Source organism: Streptomyces sp. NPDC058650 (genome assembly GCF_042717315.1).
GTDB lineage: Bacteria > Actinomycetota > Actinomycetes > Streptomycetales > Streptomycetaceae > Streptomyces.
This window is the reverse complement of sequence record NZ_JBHXRL010000009.1, coordinates 1-21,867: the sequence shown is the minus strand read 5'-3', so window position 1 is coordinate 21,867 and position 21,867 is coordinate 1. Positions and strand designations below refer to the sequence as shown.

The following is a 21,867-nucleotide window of genomic DNA, read 5'->3' as shown; positions in this document are numbered from 1 at the left end:
CCCCGGCGGGTGCCCCCCTCGGCCGGTCCCCCGGATCCCGCCGTCCCGGCTGTCATGGCGAGGTACGGGCCGGGCGCCGGCGCTGCCACCAGTGGGGGCGGGGGCGCGGGTGCACGGCCCGGCCCAGCCGCCGGCCGACGGTCAGGTAGCCGAGCAGCGCTCCCGTCGTGTTGAGGAGGACGTCGTCGATGTCGAAGGCGCGGCCCGTGACGAGCGCCCCCTGCACCAGCTCCACGAGCAGCATGGTGGCCGCGGTGAGGAGCGCGACGCGGAGGAAGCCGCGTGCCTTGCGGGACAGCAGCGGCAGCAGGATCCCGAAGGGGACGCCTAGGAGGATGTTGCCCCCGAGCTGCTTGACGGTGTCCACGAAAGCGGGCCGGCCGAGGTAGGCCTCGATCGAGCGCCCGGGCGTCAGGTTGCTGTGGGTGAGGGGCACGGAGGCCGGCGAGGCCTCCAGCGTCAGCCGGGCCAGGACCACGGCGAACGCCACCATGCCCGCGAGGGCCGTGAGGGCGACGAGCGTCCGCACGAACCGACCCGGGCCGCGCCGGACCGGGACCGCGGCCTGGGGCGCCGCGGTGTCCGGCTCCTTCCGCTCCGGGCTCCCTCCGGCCGGCGCCACGCCGCCCGCACCCTCCGCGTCTCCCCCGTCGTCCCCGTCCCCTCCGGCGGGCGCACCGCCCCGCCCCTTCGACGCTCTCCGACCGAACATGAGCCGTCTCCTCCCCTTGGTGTCCTCGTGCGAACGGATCCCACGTACCCCCTCCAGGGGCCCGCATGCCCTGCGGTCCCCGGGGCGCTCACCTCCGAACCACCCTCCCCTCGGGCCCCAACAGAGCGTGTTTCGAACGGAGTTGGGTGTGAGAGTGGCGGACTCGGGCATCCGGCCCGCATGGGAGAAGAGACCGAGAACAGACCCGCGCCGGCCAGCCGTTCGTGGAAGCGCCCCGGAGGGAGGTGGCGCCTCGCCGTCGTCGTCCTGCTCGCGCTCGCCGTCGCCCTCATGCTGATCGGCCAGTTCCTCCGGATCCCCGGCATGGACGTCTTCGGGACGGACGTGAAGGACCGCTCCGGCCCCGCCGTCCTGAAGTCCGTCCAGGACCTGAGCCGGTACGAGGGTGCGGCGGGGACCTACCAGGTGGTGGTCGACCTGGAGCACGACGCGCGGTTCCTGCCGGACGCCGTCCGCGGCACCCGCACCCTGTTCGTGGCGAGCGGCAGCGTCGCCTCCTACGTCGAGTTCGGCCGCCTCGGGGACGACGCCGTGACCGTCGACGCCGACCGGACCGAGGCCACCCTCCGGCTGCCGCACGCCCGGCTGGCCGACCCGGCTCTCGATCCGGAGCGGTCGTACGCCGTGTCGAAGCAACGCGGTCTGCTCGACCGGATCGGCGACCTCTTCTCGGACAACCCCGCGAGCGAGCAGGCCGTCCACGTCCTCGCCGCCCAGCGCATCGGCGACGCGGCCCGCGAGTCCGACCTGACGTCCCGGGCGGAACGGAACACCGCCGCGATGCTGCGGGAACTGCTGCGGGGCCTGGGCTTCAAGCGGGTGACCGTGACCTTCGTCTGAGCGGGATCCGCCGGGCCGGAGGGCGTTCCGCGGGGCGGGGCGCCCTCCGACCCGACCGCGCCGTCCGGGTGATGTGTCGGCTGTCACGCTCGTGTCGGTCCGCCGACGGGGCAAGGGGCCTCTATGAGCACTCACGACGACGACCGGAACGGCCCCGGCCCCGCCGCCCCGGACGCCACCACGGCCGAGGCCCTCGGTTCGCTGTCCAAGGCCCTGGAGACCGTGGAGCGCACCGCGGTCCCGGCCCTGGCCGGCGGCCACGAACACCGCTTCGAGGCCCGGCTCCAGAGGGAGCGCCGCACTCCCGGCCACTCCGGCCGCGCCCCGGCCGAAGGAGCCGACGCATGAGCGACGCCGAGGACCCCGCCGACGACCTGTTGGCCGGGCTGAGCGTGGACACCAGCCAGCCGGAGCAGCCCGTCCTGTTGGACGCGCAGGGGGGACCCATCCGGACCTGGCGCGAGAACTACCCCTACGACCGAAAGGTCCGCCGCCAGGAGTACGAACGGACCAAGCGGGTCCTGCAGATCGAGCTGCTGAAGCTGCAGCGCTGGGTCAAGGAGACGGGGGCCCGGCTGGTCGTGATCTGCGAGGGGCGGGACGCCGCGGGCAAGGGCGGCACGATCCAGCGCTTCACGGAGCGGCTGAACCCCCGTGGGGCGCGGATCGTCGCTTTGGACAAGCCGACCGAGCGGGAGGCGGGACAGTGGTACTTCCAGCGGTACGTCCCGCACCTGCCGGCGCGCGGCGAGATCGTGTTCTTCGACCGTTCCTGGCACAACCGCGCGGGTGTCGAGAAGGTCATGGGCTTCTGCACGGAGGAGGAGCATGCGCTCTTCCTCCGGCAGTGCCCTGCCTTCGAGTCGATGCTGGTCGAGGACGGCATCATCCTGGTCAAGTTCTGGTTCTCGGTCTCCCGCGCGGAGCAGCGCACCCGGTTCGCGATCCGGCAGGTGGACCCCGTCCGCCAGTGGAAGCTGTCGCCGACGGATCTGGCCTCGCTGGACCTGTGGGACGCGTACACCGCCGCGAAGATCGAGATGCTCCGTGCGACCGACACCGCCGACGCGCCGTGGACGGTCGTCAAGAGCAACGACAAGCGCCGGGCGCGGCTGGAGGCGATGCGCTATCTGCTGTGGCGGATCGACTACGCCAGCAAGGACGCCGAGACCGTGGGCCGGCCCGATCCCCTGATCGTGGGCGCCGCCGACACCCTCCTGGAACCGGGAGAGGAGCCGTCGGCGCTCTCCCCCACGCCGCTGGCCGGCCCTCCGGTGGGCCGGGGCCAGCACCCGCCCGCATGAGAACGGCTCCAGGGTTCTCGCGCCCGACGCGTGTCGAGTGCGAGAACCCTGGAGCCGTGCGGGCCGGCCGGATCAGCCGGCGCTGGTGCCCAGCAGGCCCACGCGCAGGCGCTTCACGGTGCGCGCGAGCAGCCGCGAGACGTGCATCTGCGAGCAGCCCAGCTGTTCACCGATCTGAGCCTGGGTCAGTTCCTCGACGAACCGCAGGTGGATGATCCGGCGGTCGCGCTCGTCGAGGTCGGCGATGAGCGGGGCCAGCGAGTGGAAGTCCTCCACCAGCGCCATGGCGGGGTCCTCGCTGCCGATGAAGTCGGCCAGCGAGGCGTCGCTGTCCTCGTCCTCGCCGCTGAGGGCGGCGTCCAGCGACGAGGAGTTGTAGCCGTTGGAGGCCAGCCGCGCCTCGGTGACCTCCTCCTCGGTGAGGCTCATCAGGTCGGCCAGCTCCTTGACCGTCGGCATCCGGCCGAGGCGGGTGCTGAGTTCCTCGGTCGCCTTGGCCAGCTCCACCCGCGCCTCCTGGAGCCGGCGGGGTACGTGCACCGCCCAGGAGGTGTCCCGGAAGAACCGCTTGATCTCGCCGACGATGTAGGGGACGGCGAAGGTGGTGAACTCGACCTCCCGCGACAGCTCGAACCGGTCGATCGCCTTGATCAGGCCGATCATGCCGACCTGGACGATGTCCTCCATCTCGTCGGCGCGGTGGCGGAACCGTCCGGCGGCGTAGCGGACCAGGCTCATGTTCATCTCGATGAGGGTGTTGCGCGCGTACTGGTACTCGTGCGTCCCCTCCTCCAGCGTCGCGAGCTCCTGGAAGAAGACCTTCGACAGGGCCCTCGCGTCCTTGGGCGCGACCGCCAACGTGTCCGGGATCTGCGGCAGCGTCCCCGCTCCGGACTGGACTCCCGTGGTCGACATCGTGGTGATCGTCACACCTTTCCCCTTTCACGTGTATCCCTCATCGGGATGCGTGGCCCTGAGGCTGCTCGCATACCCGGACTTCGCACGTCCACACCCACCAACTCCTCGCGTGTTATCGGTCGGTTCCTTTCTCCCGGTCGATGGGCAGACGGAACCTCAAACTGGTCGTCCGAAGGAGAGTCATGACACGGGATCCCTCGATGAGGGCCGTCGGCTGGGCGCGGTCGCTGCCGATAGGCAGCAGCGTGAAGACGGCCCGGGACTGGACGCGCGAACACCTGGCGGCGCTCGGCTGGGACCGTACCGCCCCCGGCGTGGCGGACTCCGTCGTGCTGACGGTCTCCGAACTCGTCACCAACGCCCATGTGCACGCCCACAGCGACGCGCAGCTGATCCTCACCTGGGACGAGGAGTGCCTGCACGTCACCGTGCACGACGCCTCGCCGCTGGTGCCCGAGCAGCGCAGCCCGGACGACGGCGCGCTGGGTGGGCGCGGACTGCTCCTGGTCGACGCGCTCGCCGACGACGTGCGGACCCGCCTCTGTCCGCGGGGCAAGGACGTGACGGCCTGTTTCCGCCCGGCCGCCCCTGGCCATCCCGGCTGAGGGAGCCGCTCCACGGGCCCCGTACGCGGACGGGTGTCATCCCCGTACGGCGGTCCGGCGCACCGCACTTCAGCGCCTCAGGGACGCGAGCAGCGGTCCCCAGTCGATGTGGCGTTCCTCCGTGCCCTGCGGCACCAGGACGAAGGTGTCGCGCACGAAGCGGCCGAGTGCCTCCTGCTCGCCCCTGACGACGGCGCGCTGTCCCGCCTGCCCGAGCCGCAGGAGGAGTCCGCCGTCGGGGGCGGGACGGAGCCGGACCTCGCCGTCGCCGGTGGGCTGGAGCGATCCGGCGAGGATCATCTCGCGGTCGACGCGCCACACCACCGGGTCCTCGCCGAGGAGGTGGAAGGCGATGCTCAGGGCGTGGGGGTCGCGGGAGTCGTAGCCGACAGTGGTGTCGATCCGGACCGCCACGTTCGGGGTGAGCAGTTCCATGGCCATGGGCTGGGTGAGGACGCGCGGTGCGGGGAGCGGCGCGACGGGGTGCTGGGGCATGGGGTCCTCCGGCTGAGGGGCTGTCAGCGAGCGGGTGCGGTGTCCGCTTGACCCGTCCCGTCGCTGTTACACCTCGTGCCGCCGTGGCGGATGTGCCGATGGTGTCACGATCGCGTGAAGGTTGTGAAAGGCCGTCAGGGACCCGGCGGGACGAGGGCCTCGCGGTCGGCGAGGAGGACGGAGACCACGAGGTCCTCCGGCGACAGTTCCTCTGTCGCGCGGGCCGTTCCGTCCAGGACCCTCATGCAGCGGCGCCTGCCGGACGATCTGCTCCAGGAGCACGCGGTGTCCCCCGCTCCCCCTGTCCGACGTCGACCGAGAACACCCTCGACTTCCTCCGTGTGCGACTCCTGATGCACGTTCCCAGCCTGGGGAGCGGCGTGGACGTCACTGTCCCTTCCGCGTTCCCCGGCCCTCCGGATTCATGACGGGGGAAGGCGTTTCGGCGTGGGGTTCGCGGTCAGTCGGATCCTCGAACGCGGTCCGCTCCGGGAAGGGTTCCGTCGTGCCGGTCACGCTGGTCCTGGTGTTCTGTGTCGGTGTGGCGATGGCGTGGTGGAGCGTCGCGCCCGTCCCCCGCGGTCCGCGGCGAGGGCCCCGGTGATGCCCCTGAACGGTCCCGCCCGGGTTTCACGGACGGACGAACGGTCAGGCGAACGGGGACACGAATCCCTACTCCTATGCCAGGAGACTCACATGGACATCTGGCGTGCAGCCGCGGCCTGCCAAGAGGTCGACCCCGATCTGTTCTTCCCGGTGGGGACCGGCTCCCCCGCCCTCGCCCAGGCGGAGGAGGCCAAGAGGGTCTGCCGGCGCTGCCCGGTACGCGAACCGTGTCTGCGCTCGGCCTTGGCGCAGCCGCACCCGCCGTCGGGCGTGTGGGGCGGCCTGACCGAGGCCGAGCGGCATTCGCTGGAACGTCGGGCCCGCCGCCGGGCGGACGACCGCCGGTGACCGGCCGCCGGATCACGGCCCCCCGGCGTCCCCGGGGGGCCGTGGTGCGCCCGGCGGGCCGGTGCGTCGGCGCGGCGTCAGCCCGATCGCCGGTCCGGCGGGTTCGCCGTGGCGGCGTACTCCGGCAGGAGGGAGAGGCGGGCGCGGACCCGCTTCCCCTCCGGGGCGGGCTCCACGGTCAGGCTCTCGCAGACGGCGACGACGATCTCGACGCCGTGCTGACCGATGCGGCGGGGGTCGTGTCCGCGGAGCACGGGGGCGGCGGCCTCCTGGTCGAAGACCGAGATCTCCAGGATGTCGCGGCCCAGTTCGAGGAGGAGCCGGCAGGGGCCGGCCGTGTGCCGGATCGCGTTGGTGACCAGTTCGCTGACCACCAGCTGCGCGAGCTCGACGCGCTCCTCACCGACCGGTCCGGGCAGCACGCTCGGGGCGGCCGCGAGGAACTCGGCCGTGAAGGCGCGGGCGGAGGCGATCGCCCCGCCGCGGGAGGCGTCGCCGTAGACGGCACCCGCGGTCAGCAGGTGCTCCGGGACCGCGCGCTCCGCGGTGATCGCGTCCGTCATGGCGCTGGTACTCCCCTCGTCCTGGGTCGGCGGCTGGGCTCCTCGTACCCGCCTTTCCCCTCTTCATGGTTCCCCCACCGCCCGCAACACGGATCACACTCCCGCCGACAGCCCGTCAAGGGGACGCCGGCGCGGTCGGCGTGTCCCCCCGTGCCGTCGCTCGCCCGGGGTCCCGGCCTCGTGGCCGAGCCAGTCGAGACAGAGTACGAGGACGGCGTCCGGCGCGCCACGGGGTGTCCCGCGCAGCGCCCGTATGACGGCCCGGGGGACGTCCGCGCCCTTCCGGCGGCGTGCGCCGGTGAGGGCGCGGGCGACGGGCCCGTCCGGCGCCTCGTGCCCGTCGCCGGCCGTCTGCTCTCCGGTGCCGTGGGCGACGAAGACCAGCCGGTCGCCGCGCAGGAGGCGCAGGCGCTGGGGTGCGTAGACGGTGTCCTCGAACATGCCCAGGGGCAGTTGGCGGTCCAGTTCGATGCGCTCGGTCACGGTGGAGCGGACACGCCAGAGCGTCGGCGACCCGGCGTCCACCACCTCGGCCTCGCCGGTGGTCAGGTCGAGCCGGAGCAGCAGGGCGGAGAGCGCGTGCTCGCCGCGGTACTGCCCGTAGAGCGCCTGGTCGGTGAGGCTGGCCTGGGTCACCAGGTCCAGCCCGGCCCGCCGGGCGTTGCGGATCGCCGTCAGGGCGAGGGTGCTCGCCAGGGCGGCCGGGGTGCCGGGGCCGGCGCCGTCGGCGACGGCGATCACCAGGTCCCGCTCGGTGGCGCTCCAGTCCAGGAGGTGTCCTCCGGAGGTGTAGGCGGGCTCCCAGTGGGCGTGGAGGTCGAAGGCCGGTCCGGCGCAGGCCCGGCCCGGCAGGGTGTCCCACTGCATCTCCCCCGCGACGCTGAGGGCGTGCGTCCTGCGGGTGCGGCGGTACAGGTCGGTGTGTCGGTCGGCGACGCGCAGGGCGTGCCCGAGGGTCTCGGCGACCCGGGCGAGGCTCGCGGTCGTCTCCGGGGTGGACCGGTCCGCGGGCAGGACGACGACCAGGACGCCGAACCGGTCGCCGCGGACCGTGACGGGCAGGTAAACGGTCGCCGTGGGCCCGACATCACGGAAAAGATATGGTTGCTGGATGCGGAAGACGCGGCCGGCGGGGCCCGCGTCCACGGGCGCGTGCGGCATCCCGGCAGGTGTCTGGACGGGCTCCACGGCGCACAGGGTCGTGAATCCGTAGTCGACGAGCAGCAGGTCGGCGGAGGTCGCGGCGTACAGGTGCGCGAGACTGGTACGGAGGGAGTCCAGGAGGAGGTGTGGTGCCGCCCCGCGCAGTGCGCCTTCCACTGTCACGTGTCGATCCACCGGATCCGTACCGCCTTCTGGAGAGTTGTGGAGATGACCGGTCCGTCGCAAGGCCGCTGCCCCCGGCCCGGGACGTCCGAGGAGGGTCGGCAGGCATGAACAGCAACCCCGCCCCGCCGCCGCGGGAACCGCAGCGGACGGCCGAGTCCGCCCGGGAGCTCATCGAGCTGCTGGAGGTGCTGTGGGAGCGCGGCCGGGACATGGTGTCGTCGACACCCGTCTCGGCGAGTCAGCTGCGCGTGCTGTACAGCCTCGACCGCGAGGAGGGCATCAGCCTGCGCACCCTGGGCGAGCTGCTCGGCTCCGCACCGCCCTCGGTGAGCCGCATGTGCGACCGGCTGGAGGCGCTGGGCTTCGTGCAGCGGCTGCCCAGCCCCGTGAGCCGTCGGCAGCTGGAGCTGCACCTGACCGTGCATGGCAAGGCGTATCTGCGGGACCTCCGAGCCCAGCGCGAGGAAGCCCTGCTCGCGGTCATCGCGGGCATGTCGCCGACGAGCCGCAAGGCGCTGCTGCGGGGGCTCACCGGTTTCCACGAGGCCGTGGGAGGGGGCGGAGCGGTCGCCTCGTCACCCGCCCGCACGCCGCTGAAGGACGTCAGTTCGGCCTGATCCCCGCGCGACGCCGGCTCCGGCCGGGCGCACACCCCATGTCCTCATTGCCACCTCTGGTCGTCCTTGACGGCGTTCTTCCGGGCACCCGTCAGGTATTGCCCCAAGGATACAGTTGTCATACGGCAACTGTTGACACGGTGCCGTGCCAGTCGAGGCAGACGACCAGGGCGTCGTCCTCCAGCGGGCTGCCGCCGTGGTGGACGGCGAGCTCCCGGAGCACCGCCTGCGGCACGTGCGTGGGCGGCAGCAGCCGCGTCCCCCGCAGCGCGCGGGCCAGCGCCCGGTCCTCGTAGCTCTCCCCCGCGGGCGAGACGGCCGCGTACACGCCGTCGCTGCCGAACAGCAGCCGGTCGCCCGGCCGCACCGCGAACCGCTCGGGCACGTACGTGGTGTCCTCGAACATGCCGAGGGGCAGCTGCGCCTCGAAGCCGACGGGCTCCACCGCCTGCCCCCGCTGCCGCCACATACGGGGCGATCCGGCGTCCACGGCCTCCACCTCGCCCGTGGCCAGGTCGAAGCAGAGCAGCAGCACCGACACGAAGGCCTCGCCCCGGTACTGGGCGTACACGGCCTGGTCCGCCAGCGCGGCCTGGTCCGCCAGCGGGAGGCCGGCCCGGCGGGCGTTGCGGAGCGCGTTGATCGCGAGGTTCGTCAGCAGGGCGGCCTCGATGCCCTCCCCCATACCGTTGGTGACCGTGAGGGTCAGCCGGCCGTCCGAGACCGACCAGTCGTAGTTGTCGCCGAAGATGGCGTAGGCGGGCTCCAGATGGGCGGCGAGGGCGAACTCGGGACGGGCGCAGGAACGGCCGGGCAGCAGCTGCCACTGCATCTCCGCCGCGAGCGTGAGCCGCGTCGCACGCCGTGCCAGGACGTACAGGTCCGTGTCACGCTCCGCCACCAGGATCTCGTGGCCGAGCGCCTCGCAGACCTGGGCGATCCCCGGCAGCAGCGGCCTGAGGTCGGCCTCCAGGGGCAGCTCGGCCGTCAGCACCCCCAGCCGGTCCCCGCGGACGGTGACGGGCAGGTGGAGCCGGAACGCCCCGGGCTCCCGGACCACGTGCGGCTCCTGGGCGCCGAAGGCGCGCCCCTGGGGACTGTCGTGGATCGACACCGACGGATCCGCCCCGGAGACGATCCCGACGAGCTGGAGCGTCCGCAATCCGTAGTCGGCCAGGCGGAGTTCCACCCGCAGCACCCCGCAGTGCTCCCTCAGGGCGTCCTCGACGACCCCCACGAGCCGGTGCGGAGCCGCCCGACGGAGCGCTTGCTCGATCTCGGCGATCTCGTGCACGGTCCTCCTCTTCCTCTTTCCTGGGCCCGGTCCCGTGCACGGGACCGGGCCACCCGTCCGCTATCTCGCGCCGCCGGCCGCGGCCAGCGCGTCCGCCACGCCGTCGTGCGGCGGGATCATCGTCGTCACGCCGGTGATCTCCAGGATGCGGCGCACGGCCGGGGTCGGCCCGGCGAGATACAGGTCGCCGCCGGTCTCCCGCGCCCTGTTGACCGCCCTGATCAGGACGTTCAGCCCCGAGGAGTCCATGAAACCGAGGGCGGACAGGTCCAGCACGAGACGGCGCCGCCCCTGGCCGAACTGTTCCGTCAGAAGGTCCTCCAGCCGGCCGGCCGTCTCCATGTCCAGCTCACCCTCCACGGTCAGCACCGCCGTGCGGTCGTCGCGGATCTCGACGTCGACATCGAGGTTCGGTTCTCGCTCGGACATGTTCCCTGCTTTCCATGGGGGGTGGGGCCGGCCTTGGGGCGGACGGACGGGGTCATGACACCTGGACACCGACCACGCACGTGTCGTCGTCCGTGTCCGACTTGGTGCGCGCCAGCAGCTGGTCCAGCCGGCTTTCGAGGCTGTCGGACGGCTGCCGGGCGACGGTGAGCAGCTGGGCGACGGAATCCTGGACGGCGGTGTCCCGCCGCTCGACGAGCCCGTCGGTGTACATCAGCACCGTGTCGCCGGGTTCGAGCCGCAGCTCCGCCTCCTCGTACTCGACCTCCGCGAGGGCCCCCAGCAGCAGCCCGCGCAGGAGCGGCAGGTCGAGCGCCTCGTCCCCGCGGACCAGCACCGGCGGGAGGTGTCCCGCGCGGGCCCAGCGCAGCGTGCGGCTCCCGGGGTCGTAGATGCCGCACACGGCGGTGGCCGTCACATGGGCGGTGAGGTGGTGGGCGACGCTGTTGAGCCAGGACAGCAGCTGCCCCGGGCCCGCCCCCGTGACGGCGAGGCCGCGGAGGGCGTTGCGCAGCACCACCATGCCGGTGGCGGCCTCCACGCCGTGGCCGGCGACGTCCCCGACGCACAGGAGCACCTTCTTGGACGGCAGCACGACCGCGTCGTACCAGTCGCCGCCGACCAGGGACTCGGACTCGGCGGGACGGTAGCGCACGGCGACGTCGAGTCCCGGCGCGTCGAGCGGCGGCTTGACCGGCGGCATGATGGCGTGCTGGAGCTGGAGGGTGAGCCGGTTGCGTTCCTCGGCCGCCTCCTCCGTCGCCGCCAGCCGGTCGCGGGTGGCCGTGAGGGCGACCTCGGTCCAGTGCTGCGCCGAGATGTCCTGGTAGGCGCCCCGGACGGCCTGGAGACCGCCGTCGGTGCCCAGGGCGGGTTCGGCGGTCACCCGGATGTGCCGCGTGACGCCGTCGTGGCGGAGCATGCGGAAGGCGGTGGAGCCCACCCGCCGCTGGTACAGCACCTTCTGGAGGAAGCGGCGGATGGTGCCGGCGTCGTCGGGGTGGGCGTGGGCGGCGAGGTCGCGCAGGGCGATCGGCGGCTCCGTCGGCCTGCGGCCGAAGAGCTCGTACAGCTGGCCGTGCCAGGTGATGTCCCCGGAGACGACGTCCTCCTCGAAGGCGCCGACCCGGCCGAGGCGCTGGGCGTGCTGGAGGAGGCTGGCGAGACGTGCCGACTCGTCCTCGACGCGCCAGATGAGCAGGACGCTCGCGCCGTACCGGCTGATGCTGATGTCGGCGAGCGAGGCGAGCGGCACCTGGTCCACCAGGGCCGTGAGCCGGGCCCGGCGGGCGCGGAACGGCTCCCCCGTGGCGTAGACCCGCTCGATCCGTTCGAAGAGTTCGCTGCCGCCCGCCGTCGCCGGGTACGCCTCCAGGAGCAGGGCCCCGTCGACGGAGCCGCGGGGCCGTCCGGCCGGATCCCGGAAGTGCGCGTTGGCGTGCCGGATGCGGAAGTCGACGAGCTCCCCCGCCTCGTCCAGGTGGGGGGTGAGGACGAGGGCGGGGTCGTAGAGCCCGTCCGAGAGTTCGGCCAGCGCCGGCGCCCCGTCCCCGCCGGGGACCGGGAAGCCGCCGGGGACGGGGAAGCCCCCGGGGGACGCCTCGGGCAGCGCCTCCAGGGTGTGGGCACAGAGCTCGGCGAGGGCCTCGATCTGGCGCTCCACGGCCTGCGGCAGGGGGCCGAGCGGACGGGCCCAGCAGATCTCCAGGACGCCGTGGATGCGGCCGCCGGTCCCGGCGGGGACGACGACCCGGCCGCCGTCGGGATGGTGCGCGCGGCCGATCGAGGGGATGCCCGCGGCCGCCAGGGAGGCGTACCGGACGGTGCGGCGCCCGATGAGCGCCTGGCGGGCCGCGGTGGTCACCCCCGGCGGCACGTAGTGCCAGCGGGCCGCCTCGTCGAGGCCGAAGCCGGCGTGACCGCACAGGCTCAGCGAGGTGTCCGGGCCGGTGGTCCAGATCGCCACGGCGACGGCCCCCAGGGGTTCGAGGGCGTGCCGGAGGAGCGACTCGGCGACGGCCTGGGTGTCGCCGGCGCTGAGCGCCGCGCTCTCCGCCGTGCGCAGCCGCACGGCGACCGAGGGGGCGGCGGGGGCGGCGGGGGCGGCAGGGGCGGCAGGGGCGGCGGCGGGCTCGCCGACGGCCGTCCGCACGAACTCGTCCGCCGCCTCGGCCATCCGGTCCCGGGCCGCCTGGTTGATGATGTCCGCGGCCAGCTCCAGCCGCGACAGTCCGGCCCGGTCGGCGAGCTCCGTGAGCTGGCGGGCCGCCTGGGCGGGGCCGCAGCCCAGGCGCTCGACGATGACCCCCTTGGCGAGTTCGATCAGGGCACGGCCCTCGGCCGCCGCGTGCGCGGCGCGCACCTCGCCGCGCAGCCGTTCCACCGTGGCGGCCAGCCGGCCGTCGGCGGGGTACGGGACGGCGGTGCCGGGGGTCGGGGGCGCGGCGGCGCCTGGCTCGGGGAGGTCGGCGGACGCGTCTCCGTCCGGGAAGCGGGGGCCACTCACGTCGGCGACTCCTCGGTCGGGGCGGCCCCGGGGCCGCCGTGCGGACGGGGCCGGGGTGCGCCGGTCCGGCGCTCCGGGGCCGGGCGGGGAGCGCGGGGCGGTCCCGCGGGGACGGTCACGTGGCCGCCCCGCCGTCGAGCCAGCGGCTGACGCAGGCGATGAGTTCGTCGGCGTCGACGGGCTTGGTGACGTAGTCGCTGGCCCCGGACGCGAGGCTCTTCTCCCGGTCGCCGGGCATGGCCTTCGCGGTGACGGCGATCACGGGCAGGTCCGCGTACTGCGGCAGCTCCCTGATCCGCGCGGTCGCCGTGTAGCCGTCCATCTCCGGCATCATCACGTCCATCAGGACGAGGGCGACGGCCGGGTTCGCCAGGAGCGCCTCGATCCCCTTCCGCCCGTTCTCGGCGTGCAGCACGGTGATGCCGTGCAGCTCCAGGATGCCGCTGAGGGCGTACAGGTTGCGGGCGTCGTCGTCGACGGCGAGGACGGTCCTGCCGCGCAGGGTGGTGTCGATGGCCTGGGGCGCGGGCGCCCAGTGGTCGCCGCGCACCAGGGGCACGACGTCGCCGGGCTGCTCCGCGGACAGGTGGAGGGCGATCCGCTCGCGCAGCTCGTCGAGGCTGGAGAGGAGTTCCAGCGGGCGGCGGCGGGCGAGGTCCTGGAGGGCGCCCTCCTCGTCGGCGGGGAGCCGGCGGTTGTTGTGGGCGAGGACGGGGACGGTGCGCAGCGCCTCGTCGCCGTCCATGGCGTCCAGGAAGCGCAGGGCGTCGCCGTCCGCCATGTCGACGTCGAGCACGACGCAGTGGAACGGCTGGGTGGCGAGCGCGGAGGCGGCCTCCTGGGGGCCGACGACCGCGATCAGTTCGATGTCCGCCCGGCCCGTGTGCCCGCCGTCGGCTGCGAGTTGGGTGACCGCGTTCTCGGCGACGACGGCGAGGAGCCCGCGCGGACGCTCCTCGATCACGAGGAGGCGCCGGGTCGGCCGGGCGGCCGGGGCGCCGGGCAGCGCGAGCGCGCGGCCCCGATCCGGGGCCGGGACGGTGAGCGCCGCCGAGGGGTCCGCCGGCGGGGTGGAGGGGTCGGGCTGCTCGGTGAAGTCGGTGCGGGTGACGGGGAGGTAGAGGGTGAAGGTGCTGCCCTCGCCGGGCACGCTCGTGACGGTGAGGGCGCCGCCGAGCAGATGCGCGATCTCGCGGCTGATGGAGAGGCCCAGGCCGGTGCCGCCGTACTTGCGGTTGGTCGTCCCGTCGGCCTGCTGGAAGGCGCCGAAGATGGCCTCCAGGTTCTCGGGGGCGATGCCGATGCCGGTGTCGGCGACGCGGAAGGCGACGACGGGGCCGCCGCGGTGCACGGACACGGGCAGCTCGCCGTCCGAGGCCGGTTCGATGCGCAGCTCGACGCTGCCGTGCTCGGTGAACTTGACGGCGTTCGACAGCAGGTTGCGCAGCACCTGCCGGAGCCGCGTGTCGTCGGTGACGAGGTCGACGGGAACGCCGGCGGCCGTGGAGACCGCGAAGGCGAGGCTCTTCTGCGAGGTGAGGGGGCGGAACGTGGCCTCGACGTAGTCGAGGAGCCTGCGCAGGGGCACGCGCTCCGGGTTGAGGTCCATCTTCCCGGCCTCCACCTTGGAGAGGTCGAGAATGTCGTTGATCAGCTGGAGCAGGTCGGATCCGGCCGAGTGGATGATGCCGGCGTACTCGACCTGCTTGGCCGTGAGGTTGCGGGTCGGGTTCTGGGCCAGCAGCTGGGCCAGGATCAGCAGGCTGTTGAGCGGGGTGCGCAGTTCGTGGCTCATGTTGGCCAGGAACTCCGACTTGTACGTGGAGGCCAGGGCGAGCTGCTGGGCACGGTCCTCCAGCTCCTGCCGGGCCTGCTCGATCTGGAGGTTCTTGGCCTCGATGTCGCGGTTCTGCGTGGCGAGCAGGGCCGCCTTCTCCTCCAGTTCGGCGTTGGAGCGCTGGAGTTCCTCCTGCCGCACCTGGAGTTCCTCGGTGCGCGACCGGAGTTCGCCGGCCAGGCGCTGGGACTCGTCCAGGAGTTCGTCGGTGCGGGCGTTGGCGACGATGGTGCTCAGGTTGACGCCGACGGTCTCCATGAGCTGTTCCAGGAAGTCCCGGTGCACGGAGGTGAAGGGGCTGAAGGACATCAGCTCGATGACGCCGAGCACCTGCTCCTCGACGACGACCGGCAGCACCACGAGGCTGCCCCGGGACGTGCTGCCGAGACCCGAGGAGATCGTGACGTAGTCGGCGGGGACGTTCTCGGCGGCGATGGTGCGGAGGCTGCGGGCGGCCTGTCCGACGAGCGACTCGCCCAGCCGGAAGCGGACCCGGTCCTGGTCGCCGGCGGGGCGTCCGTAGGAGCCGACGAGGCCCAGCTCGACGCCGTCGGCGCCCTCTTCGGCGAGGTAGAACGCACCGTACTGGGCGGCCACGAGCGGGGTCAGCTCGTCCATGACGAGTTCGGCGACGACGGCCAGGTCGCGGTGGCCCTGCATCAGCGCGGACATCCGGGCCAGACTGGACTTGAGCCAGTCCTGCTCCTGGTTGGCCCGCGTGGTCTCGCGCAGCGAGCCGACCATGGCGTTGATGTTGTCCTTGAGTTCGGCCACCTCGCCCGACGCCTCGACGGTGATCGAGCGGGTGAGGTCGCCCTCGGCGACGGCGCTCGCGACCTCCGCGATGGCGCGAACCTGGCGGGTGAGGTTGCCCGCCAGCTCGTTGACGTTCTCGGTCAGCCGCTTCCAGGTACCGGAAACCCCCTCGACCTCGGCCTGGCCGCCGAGCCGGCCCTCGCTGCCGACCTCACGGGCCACGCGGGTCACCTCGGCCGCGAACGAGGACAGCTGGTCGACCATCGTGTTGATGGTCGTCTTCAGCTCCAGGATCTCGCCCCGGGCGTCGACGTCGATCTTCTTCGACAGGTCGCCGTTGGCGACGGCGGTCGTGACCTGGGCGATGTTCCGGACCTGTCCGGTCAGGTTGTTCGCCATGGAGTTGACGTTGTCGGTGAGGTCCTTCCAGGTGCCGGCCACGTTCGGCACCCTGGCCTGGCCGCCGAGCCGGCCCTCGGTGCCGACCTCGCGGGCGACCCGGGTCACCTCGTCGGCGAAGGCGGACAGGGTGTCCACCATGGTGTTGATGGTGTCGGCGAGGGCGGCGACCTCGCCCTTGGCCTCCACGGTGATCCGGCGGGAGAGGTCGCCGCGGGCCACGGCGGTGGCGACCTGGGCGATCGAGCGCACCTGCCCGGTGAGGTTGGAGGCCATCACGTTGACGTTGTCGGTCAGGTCCTTCCAGGTGCCCGAGGCGCCCCGGACGGTGGCCTGGCCGCCGAGGTTGCCCTCGGTGCCGACCTCGCGGGCGACCCGGGTCACCTCGTCGGCGAAGGCCGAGAGCTGGTCGACCATCGTGTTGATGGTCGTCTTCAGCTCCAGGATCTCGCCCCGGGCGTCCACGTCGACCTTCTTCGACAGGTCGCCGCCCGCGACGGCGGTGGCGACGTGGGCGATCGCCCGCACCTGCGCGGTGAGGTTCCCCGCCATCGAGTTGACGGAGTCGGTCAGGTCGCGCCAGGTACCGGAGACGCCCTTCACGTCGGCCTGTCCCCCGAGGATGCCCTCGGTGCCCACGTCACGGGCCATGCGCGTGACCTCGTCGGCGAAGGCCGAGAGCTGGTCGACCATCGTGTTGATGGTGTTCTTCAGCTCCAGGATCTCGCCGCGGGCGTCCACGTCGATCTTCTGGGAGAGGTCGCCCTTGGCGACGGCCGTCGCCACATGGGCGATGTCACGGACCTGGGTGGTGAGGTTGCCGGCCATCGCGTTCACCGAGTCGGTCAGGTCGGCCCAGGTGCCGGAGACACCGGGCACGGCGGCCTGCCCGCCGAGCGTCCCTTCCGTGCCGACCTCGCGCGCCACCCGCGTCACCTCGGAGGTGAACAGGGACAGCTGGTCGACCATCCCGTTGAACACCCGGGAGATCTCGCCCATCAGCCCGTCCGCCTCGTCGGGCAGACGGGTGCCGAAGTCGCCGTCCCGCACGGCCGTGAGCCCGGCCAGCAGCTGACGGAGTTCAGGTTCGACCACCGCGGCCGGTCCGGGGTGCTCCCGGCCGGAGGAGCCCCTGGTCGTCGTCTCAGACATGCCCCATCCTCGTTCCCCACCAAGCTTGCGCACACGGACCGTACGGCCCACGCCGCGCGCCGGACGTCCGCTCCCCCGGGTCGCCTCCGGCTGCCGCGATCGTTGCCGTACGGCAATCATGACGACACTACCCCTCCGTGATCGACAAGAGGAGGCCGGTGCCGGGTCATCCGGCCGGAACCCGTCCTCTCCGGCCCCGGGCGGGGGGCCTAGGATGCCGCGGCCGGGGTACACGCGCGTCGAACCGGGCGGTCCCCCGCCCCGTCGACGAGGGGAGCAGTACGTGCTGATGGCCCACCCCGCGGTCCTGCGCAATCTCATCGAGCAGTACGAGACGCTCAAGGTGCTCCAGGCCGAGAACGGCGGCGAAGAAGTACGGCGGCGCATGGACGACCTCGCCTACACGCTGTGCGTCTCCACCGGTACGGGTGACGTGGACGCGGCGCTGATCGCGGCCCGCCATCGCCTGCCGGGCGCGCGCCCCGAGGACGACTCGGTGCTGAGCGCCTGAGCACACGGCCGAGCCCGGCACTCTCCGACGGAGGTGCCGGGCTCGGTCACGCCACGGGCGGGCGCGCGCCGCGGGGCCGCCTACCAGCGGTACCAGCGGCCCGTGCCGCCCTTCGGCCGGGCCACGAAGCCCAGCAGCCACAGGACGAGCACGATGACGGCGATCCACCAGAGCGCCTTGACGGCGAAGCCGGCGCCGAAGAGGAGCAGGACGAGCAGCAGTACGAGAAGCAGGGGGACCATGCGGATCGACCTCCGTAAGGACGGTGACGGAAAGGGAGAGGGACGGCCGGACGGCGTACACGCGCGCACCGGCCTCCTAGGGGGCGGGAAGCGCCGCCCGCTCAGCCGCGGCGTTCGAGGAACAGGGCCACCGGGCCGAGGCCGCTCCGCGCGGCCAGGCGCCCGGCCCTGCGCCCCCACCCGTACGCGAGGGCGAGCGCGGCCGCCGTGCCGACGGCGGCACCAGCCGTCACGGTCCGGTGCGCACGCGCGGCGGCCCACAGGTCGCTCCCGGCGCCGCGCGCCCCGTACACGGCCGCGCGGGCCTTCTCGGCGAGCGGCGCGGGCAGGACTCCCGGCTCCCCGAGAGCGGCCGGCTCGTACCCCTCGTCCACGTCGGGGTCGTCCACCCGCGTCAGCTCGGGGTAGTCCGGCACGACGTAGGGGCCGGTCCAGGGGAACTGGTTCCGTTCGCTGTTCTCCGAAGCACTCATGGGCACCGTCTCGCCGGACTCCCGCACGCTAAACCTGGTCGACCCGGGCCCGCCGGTCCCGCCCCGCCCGTTCCCCTCGCGCGCGCTTGACCGCGCCGGTCCGGGACAGACGGCCGTCCATGGTGACGTCACTGCTCGTGGTCTGCCCCGTCCTCGCCGCGCTCACCACCGGCCTCGCGGCCGTCCTGGTGTCCCCGTGGTGGTGGTGCGCGGCCGGACCCGCCCTGCTGCTCGCCGCGGTCGCGTCGTACGACGTCGTCCAGCGGCGCCACTCGATCCTGCGCAACTACCCGCTCCTCGGGCACCTGCGGTTCGCGATGGAGGCGATCCGCCCCGAGGTGCAGCAGTACTTCGTCGAGGGGAACGTCGACGGCGTGCCCTTCGACCGGGACACCCGGTCCATCGTGTACGAGCGGGCGAAGGGGACGGACGCCGAGGACCCCTTCGGCACCGAGCTGGAGCTGGACCGGACCGGCACCGAGTACCTGGTCCCCTCCATGGCCCCGCGCCCGGTGCCGGACGAGCCGCCCCGGGTCCGGATCGGCGGCCCCGACTGCGCCCGGCCCTACGAGATGGCCCTGCTCAACGTGTCGGCGATGAGCTTCGGCTCCCTGTCGGCCCGGGCGATCCGCGCCCTGAACGAGGGCGCCCGGCGCGGTGGCTTCGCCCACGACACCGGCGAGGGCGGGATATCGGAGCACCACCTCGCCCCCGGCGGCGACCTCGTCTGGGAGATCGGGACCGGGTACTTCGGCTGCCGTGCCGATGACGGCGGCTTCGACCCGCGGCGGTTCGCCGAGAAGGCCGCGCTCGACCAGGTCGCCTGCGTCCTGCTGAAGATCAGCCAGGGCGCGAAGCCCGGCATCGGCGGCGTACTGCCCGGCTCCAAGGTCGGCCGGGAGATCGCCGCCGTCCGCGGCGTCCCCGAGGGCCGCACGGTGATCTCCCCGCCGTACCACCGTGTCTACCGGACCCCCCGGGAGCTGGTGCGCTTCCTCGGCCGGATGCGGGAGCTCTCCGGCGGCAAGCCGGTCGGCTTCAAGCTGTGCGTGGGCGCGCGCCGCGACTTCCTCGCCGTCTGCAAGGCGATGCTGGAGGAGGACCTCACGCCCGACTTCATCGTCGTCGACGGGGCGGAGGGCGGCACGGGCGCCGCCCCGCTGGAGTTCGCGGACACCGTCGGCCTGCCCCTCACCGAGGGCCTGACCACGGTGCACCGGGCCCTCGTCGGCACGGGGCTGCGCGACCGGATCCGGATCGGCGCCTCCGGCAAGATCGCCACCGGCAGCGACATCGTCAAGCGGCTGATCCAGGGCGCCGACTACACCAACTCCGCCCGGGCCATGATGTTCGCCCTCGGGTGCATCCAGGCCCAGCGTTGCCACACCAACACCTGTCCCGTCGGGGTCGCCACCCAGGACCGCCGGCGCGCCCGCGCCCTCGACGTCCAGGACAAGGCGGAGCGGGTCCGGCGCTTCCAGGAGGCGACCGTCCGGAGCGCCCTCGCACTCATGGCCGCCATGGGCGCCGACGGCCCCCGGGAGCTGGGGCCCGGCATGCTGCTGCGCCGGGTCGGACCGGACGCCGTACGGTCCCACGCCGAGCTGTACGAACCGCTCGAACCCGGTCTGCTCCTGTCGCCCGCATCAGTTCCGGACACGTGGGCAGGCGACTGGAAGGCAGCTCATCCGGACCGGTTCACCCTCCGGTGAACCGGTCGACGTCCACAGTGAAGGGAGACCCCATGACTCGTACCGTCGCACAGGTGATCGTCGACGGGCTCGCGGACCTCGGTGTCGGCCGTGTCTTCGGCGTGGTCGGCGACGCGCTCAACCCGCTCACCGACGCCATCCGGACCACCGAGGGCATCGACTGGACCGGCTTCCGCCACGAGGAGGCGGCGGCCTTCGCCGCCGGAGCGCGCGCCCAGCTCTCCGGGGAACTGGCCGTCTGCATGGGCACGGTGGGACCGGGCTCGGTGCACCTGCTGAACGGACTGTACGACGCGGCCAAGAGCGGGGCGCCGGTCCTGGCGATCTGCGGCCAGGTGCCGCTGTCGGAGGTGGGCGGGGACTACTTCCAGGAGGTCGACAACGACCTCCTCTTCCGGGACGTGGCCGTGTACCGGGCGACCGTGACCTCCCCCTCCCAGATGCCCCGCATGCTGGAGTCCGCGGTGCGGGCGGCCGTGACCGGGCGGGGCGTGGCGGTGCTGACCGTCCCCGGCGACCTCGGCGACCGGGAGGTCGAGGAGGACCGGCCGACGCGGTTCGCGCTGCCGCGCCCGGCCATCACGCGTCCCGACGACCCGGCGCTCGCCGAGGCGGCCGAGGCGATCGCCCGGGGCTCGCGGGTCACCCTCCTGGTCGGGCGCGGCGCCCGGGAGGCCCGCGAGGAGGTGCTGCGCGCCGCCGAGCTGCTTTCGGCGCCGATGGTGCTGACCCTGAAGGGCAAGGAGGGCTTCGAGGGCGACAACCCGTACGAGGTCGGCCAGACCGGCCTCATCGGCAATCCGGCCGCGGCCCACGCCATGGACTCCTGCGACACGCTGATCATGCTCGGGACGGACTTCCCCTACCGGGACTGGTATCCGGAGGGCTGCCGGGTCGTGCAGATCGACACCCGCGAGGAGCACCTCGGGCGCCGCGTTCCGGTGGACGTCGGGCTCGCCGGGGACGTGGGCGCGACGCTGCGGGCTCTGCTGCCGCTGCTGGCGCCCGTCCCGTCGCGCTCCCACCTCGACGAGGCCCGCGAGCGGTACGCGGACTGGCAGAAGGGCCAGGCCGACCTCGCCGACCCCGCCCACGACAAGCGGCTGCTGGGACGGGTGCGGGCCATGTTCGACAACCGGGAGGCGGACATCCGTCCCGAGGCCCTCGCGGCGGCCGTCGACCGCCACGCCGCCGACGACGCGATCTTCACCTCGGACACCGGGATGGCCACCGTGTGGCTCTCGCGGCTCGTGCGGATGCGCGGCACCCGCCGGCTGATCGGCTCCTACAACCTCGGCTCCATGGCCAACGCCATGCCCCAGGCCATCGGGGCGCAGCTGTGGGCGCCGGACCGGCAGGTCGTGGCCTTCTGCGGCGACGGCGGCCTCGGCATGCTGCTCGGCGACCTGATGACCATCCGCTCCGAACGGCTGCCGGTGAAGCTCGTCGTCTTCGACAACCGCCGCCTCGGCATGGTCAAGCTGGAGCAGGAGCAGGCCGGGCTTCCCGAGTTCGGGACGGTACTGGACAACCCCGACTTTGCCGCGGTGGCCGAGGCGCTCGGGCTGACCGGCATCCGCGTCACCGCCCCGGGCGAGCTGGACGAGGCCGTGCGCAAGGCGCTCGCCCTCCCCGGCCCGGTCCTCCTCGACGTGCTGACCAACCCGGCGGAGGTGGCCGTGCCGGGGAAGCCGACGGTGTCGCAGGGGTGGGGCTTCGCCATCGCCAAGATCAAGGAGAACCTCCCGTCCGGTGCGCACTGAGCGGCGATGCGCCGGATTTCCATGGGTTTGTTCTCACCGATTCCGGTGAGGCGTTCTGTTGTCAGATGTGTCGCACGGAGAAGGAGTGATCCCTCGTGTCCGGTGAGCAGAAGATGAAGGCCAAGGGCGAGCAGGCCAAGGGCAAGGTCAAGGAGGCGGTCGGCCGGATGACCGACGACGAGCGTCTCGAGGCGGAAGGCCGGGCCGAACAAGCCAAGGGCGACGCGCGCGTTGCGAAGGAGAAGGCGAAGGACGCCTTCAAGCACTGATCCGACGCACGACGGACCTCGTCCGGCACGGAGAGGGGCGGGCCCCCCACCCGCGGGGCCCCCCCCCCCCGGGGGGGGCCCCCCCCCCCCCCGGGGGGGGCCGGCCCGGGACCGCCCCGGGGGGGGGGGGGGTGACCGGGGGGGGGAC

The 21,867-nt window shown here is 73.2% G+C and carries 21 protein-coding genes; 10 read left to right on the top strand and 11 right to left on the bottom strand.

Going from position 1 to position 21,867, the window contains the following annotated elements; all coding sequences use genetic code 11:
- Positions 1-52: 52 nt before the first annotated feature.
- A complete protein-coding gene (locus ACFWWU_RS17910; RefSeq protein ID WP_384145978.1) occupies positions 53-712 on the bottom strand; it encodes a VanZ family protein in 660 nt (219 codons plus the stop codon).
- A 180-nt stretch (positions 713-892) separates the two neighbouring features.
- Here ACFWWU_RS17910 and ACFWWU_RS17905 point away from each other — a divergent pair, with 180 nt between their 5' ends.
- The 3 genes from ACFWWU_RS17905 (at position 893) to ppk2 (ending at position 2,877) form a co-directional block, all read left to right on the top strand.
- Entirely contained in the window at positions 893-1,573 is a 681-nt protein-coding gene (locus ACFWWU_RS17905) for a DUF4230 domain-containing protein (RefSeq protein ID WP_384145975.1), read from the top strand.
- Between the two features lie 123 nt (positions 1,574-1,696).
- A complete protein-coding gene (locus ACFWWU_RS17900) occupies positions 1,697-1,921 on the top strand; it encodes a hypothetical protein (protein WP_384145972.1) in 225 nt (74 codons plus the stop codon).
- On the top strand, positions 1,918-2,877 hold the full coding sequence (gene ppk2, locus ACFWWU_RS17895; RefSeq protein WP_384145969.1) for a polyphosphate kinase 2: 960 nt from the start codon (positions 1,918-1,920) through the stop codon (positions 2,875-2,877). Before ACFWWU_RS17900 ends, ppk2 begins: the two co-directional genes overlap by 4 nt.
- Before the next feature lie 72 nt (positions 2,878-2,949).
- On the opposite strand, the gene ACFWWU_RS17890 is transcribed toward ppk2, so the two are convergent.
- Positions 2,950-3,807 carry an RNA polymerase sigma factor SigF gene (locus tag ACFWWU_RS17890; protein ID WP_384145966.1) on the bottom strand — a complete coding sequence of 286 codons (858 nt, stop codon included), beginning with the start codon at positions 3,805-3,807 and terminating at the stop codon, positions 2,950-2,952.
- Positions 3,808-3,977: 170 nt separating this feature from the next.
- Here ACFWWU_RS17890 and ACFWWU_RS17885 point away from each other — a divergent pair, with 170 nt between their 5' ends.
- Positions 3,978-4,400, top strand: coding sequence for an ATP-binding protein (locus tag ACFWWU_RS17885; protein WP_384145963.1), 423 nt, complete (start codon positions 3,978-3,980; stop codon positions 4,398-4,400).
- A 69-nt stretch (positions 4,401-4,469) separates the two neighbouring features.
- On the opposite strand, the gene ACFWWU_RS17880 is transcribed toward ACFWWU_RS17885, so the two are convergent.
- Positions 4,470-4,895 carry an SsgA family sporulation/cell division regulator gene (locus ACFWWU_RS17880; protein WP_384145960.1) on the bottom strand — a complete coding sequence of 142 codons (426 nt, stop codon included), beginning with the start codon at positions 4,893-4,895 and terminating at the stop codon, positions 4,470-4,472.
- A 696-nt stretch (positions 4,896-5,591) separates the two neighbouring features.
- On the opposite strand from ACFWWU_RS17880, the gene ACFWWU_RS17875 reads away from it, so the two are divergent.
- Positions 5,592-5,849: a WhiB family transcriptional regulator gene (locus tag ACFWWU_RS17875; RefSeq protein WP_384145957.1), complete on the top strand. Its 258-nt coding sequence runs from the start codon at positions 5,592-5,594 to the stop codon at positions 5,847-5,849.
- 77 nt (positions 5,850-5,926) lie between these two features.
- Here ACFWWU_RS17875 and ACFWWU_RS17870 read toward each other — a convergent pair whose 3' ends face one another.
- On the bottom strand, positions 5,927-6,412 hold the full coding sequence (locus ACFWWU_RS17870; protein WP_384145954.1) for an ATP-binding protein: 486 nt from the start codon (positions 6,410-6,412) through the stop codon (positions 5,927-5,929).
- Between the two features lie 93 nt (positions 6,413-6,505).
- The gene (locus ACFWWU_RS17865) at positions 6,506-7,738 is read right to left on the bottom strand and encodes a PP2C family protein-serine/threonine phosphatase (RefSeq protein WP_384145950.1); all 1,233 of its coding nucleotides are present in this window, start codon (positions 7,736-7,738) and stop codon (positions 6,506-6,508) included.
- A gap of 107 nt (positions 7,739-7,845) precedes the next feature.
- On the opposite strand from ACFWWU_RS17865, the gene ACFWWU_RS17860 reads away from it, so the two are divergent.
- Complete coding sequence (locus ACFWWU_RS17860) at positions 7,846-8,358, top strand: MarR family winged helix-turn-helix transcriptional regulator (RefSeq protein ID WP_384145948.1); 513 nt, start codon at positions 7,846-7,848, stop codon at positions 8,356-8,358.
- Between the two features lie 118 nt (positions 8,359-8,476).
- Here the strand turns inward: ACFWWU_RS17860 and ACFWWU_RS17855 are convergent, their stop codons facing one another.
- From ACFWWU_RS17855 to ACFWWU_RS17840, 4 genes are all read right to left on the bottom strand, one after another.
- Complete coding sequence (locus ACFWWU_RS17855; RefSeq protein ID WP_384145945.1) at positions 8,477-9,652, bottom strand: PP2C family protein-serine/threonine phosphatase; 1,176 nt, start codon at positions 9,650-9,652, stop codon at positions 8,477-8,479.
- Positions 9,653-9,712: 60 nt separating this feature from the next.
- The gene (locus ACFWWU_RS17850) at positions 9,713-10,081 is read right to left on the bottom strand and encodes an STAS domain-containing protein (RefSeq protein ID WP_384145942.1); all 369 of its coding nucleotides are present in this window, start codon (positions 10,079-10,081) and stop codon (positions 9,713-9,715) included.
- 52 nt (positions 10,082-10,133) lie between these two features.
- On the bottom strand, positions 10,134-12,605 hold the full coding sequence (locus ACFWWU_RS17845; protein ID WP_384145939.1) for a SpoIIE family protein phosphatase: 2,472 nt from the start codon (positions 12,603-12,605) through the stop codon (positions 10,134-10,136).
- 115 nt (positions 12,606-12,720) lie between these two features.
- Positions 12,721-16,749, bottom strand: coding sequence for a HAMP domain-containing protein (locus ACFWWU_RS17840; RefSeq protein WP_384145936.1), 4,029 nt, complete (start codon positions 16,747-16,749; stop codon positions 12,721-12,723).
- Between the two features lie 283 nt (positions 16,750-17,032).
- Between ACFWWU_RS17840 and ACFWWU_RS17835 the strand changes: the two genes are divergently transcribed.
- Complete coding sequence (locus ACFWWU_RS17835) at positions 17,033-17,260, top strand: DUF5133 domain-containing protein (protein ID WP_384145933.1); 228 nt, start codon at positions 17,033-17,035, stop codon at positions 17,258-17,260.
- Positions 17,261-17,340: 80 nt separating this feature from the next.
- Here ACFWWU_RS17835 and ACFWWU_RS17830 read toward each other — a convergent pair whose 3' ends face one another.
- Positions 17,341-17,502, bottom strand: a complete 162-nt coding sequence (locus ACFWWU_RS17830) for a DUF5670 family protein (RefSeq protein ID WP_033211473.1) — start codon at positions 17,500-17,502, stop codon at positions 17,341-17,343.
- Positions 17,503-17,603: 101 nt separating this feature from the next.
- On the bottom strand, positions 17,604-17,975 hold the full coding sequence (locus ACFWWU_RS17825) for a hypothetical protein (protein WP_384145930.1): 372 nt from the start codon (positions 17,973-17,975) through the stop codon (positions 17,604-17,606).
- Positions 17,976-18,094: 119 nt separating this feature from the next.
- On the opposite strand from ACFWWU_RS17825, the gene ACFWWU_RS17820 reads away from it, so the two are divergent.
- The 3 genes from ACFWWU_RS17820 to ACFWWU_RS17810 all read left to right on the top strand — a co-directional run bounded on the left by ACFWWU_RS17820 (position 18,095) and on the right by ACFWWU_RS17810 (position 21,719).
- Positions 18,095-19,687, top strand: coding sequence for an FMN-binding glutamate synthase family protein (locus ACFWWU_RS17820; RefSeq protein WP_384145927.1), 1,593 nt, complete (start codon positions 18,095-18,097; stop codon positions 19,685-19,687).
- A gap of 32 nt (positions 19,688-19,719) precedes the next feature.
- Positions 19,720-21,450: a thiamine pyrophosphate-dependent enzyme gene (locus tag ACFWWU_RS17815; protein ID WP_384145924.1), complete on the top strand. Its 1,731-nt coding sequence runs from the start codon at positions 19,720-19,722 to the stop codon at positions 21,448-21,450.
- A gap of 95 nt (positions 21,451-21,545) precedes the next feature.
- Positions 21,546-21,719 (top strand): CsbD family protein, encoded by a 174-nt coding sequence (locus ACFWWU_RS17810; RefSeq protein ID WP_384145921.1) that lies wholly within the window; start codon positions 21,546-21,548, stop codon positions 21,717-21,719.
- The last annotated feature ends 148 nt before the right edge of the window (positions 21,720-21,867 follow it).

Coding starts and splice junctions, on each gene's coding strand:
- ACFWWU_RS17910 (WP_384145978.1), bottom strand. CDS start 712: ATGTTCGGTCGGAGAGCGTCGAAGGGGCGGGGCGGTGCGCCCGCCGGA.
- ACFWWU_RS17870 (WP_384145954.1), bottom strand. CDS start 6,412: ATGACGGACGCGATCACCGCGGAGCGCGCGGTCCCGGAGCACCTGCTG.
- ACFWWU_RS17880 (WP_384145960.1), bottom strand. CDS start 4,895: ATGCCCCAGCACCCCGTCGCGCCGCTCCCCGCACCGCGCGTCCTCACC.
- ACFWWU_RS17815 (WP_384145924.1), top strand. CDS start 19,720: ATGACTCGTACCGTCGCACAGGTGATCGTCGACGGGCTCGCGGACCTC.
- ACFWWU_RS17825 (WP_384145930.1), bottom strand. CDS start 17,975: ATGAGTGCTTCGGAGAACAGCGAACGGAACCAGTTCCCCTGGACCGGC.
- ACFWWU_RS17850 (WP_384145942.1), bottom strand. CDS start 10,081: ATGTCCGAGCGAGAACCGAACCTCGATGTCGACGTCGAGATCCGCGAC.
- ACFWWU_RS17860 (WP_384145948.1), top strand. CDS start 7,846: ATGAACAGCAACCCCGCCCCGCCGCCGCGGGAACCGCAGCGGACGGCC.
- ppk2 (WP_384145969.1), top strand. CDS start 1,918: ATGAGCGACGCCGAGGACCCCGCCGACGACCTGTTGGCCGGGCTGAGC.
- ACFWWU_RS17875 (WP_384145957.1), top strand. CDS start 5,592: ATGGACATCTGGCGTGCAGCCGCGGCCTGCCAAGAGGTCGACCCCGAT.
- ACFWWU_RS17840 (WP_384145936.1), bottom strand. CDS start 16,749: ATGTCTGAGACGACGACCAGGGGCTCCTCCGGCCGGGAGCACCCCGGA.
- ACFWWU_RS17885 (WP_384145963.1), top strand. CDS start 3,978: ATGACACGGGATCCCTCGATGAGGGCCGTCGGCTGGGCGCGGTCGCTG.
- ACFWWU_RS17900 (WP_384145972.1), top strand. CDS start 1,697: ATGAGCACTCACGACGACGACCGGAACGGCCCCGGCCCCGCCGCCCCG.
- ACFWWU_RS17905 (WP_384145975.1), top strand. CDS start 893: ATGGGAGAAGAGACCGAGAACAGACCCGCGCCGGCCAGCCGTTCGTGG.
- ACFWWU_RS17820 (WP_384145927.1), top strand. CDS start 18,095: ATGGTGACGTCACTGCTCGTGGTCTGCCCCGTCCTCGCCGCGCTCACC.
- ACFWWU_RS17830 (WP_033211473.1), bottom strand. CDS start 17,502: ATGGTCCCCCTGCTTCTCGTACTGCTGCTCGTCCTGCTCCTCTTCGGC.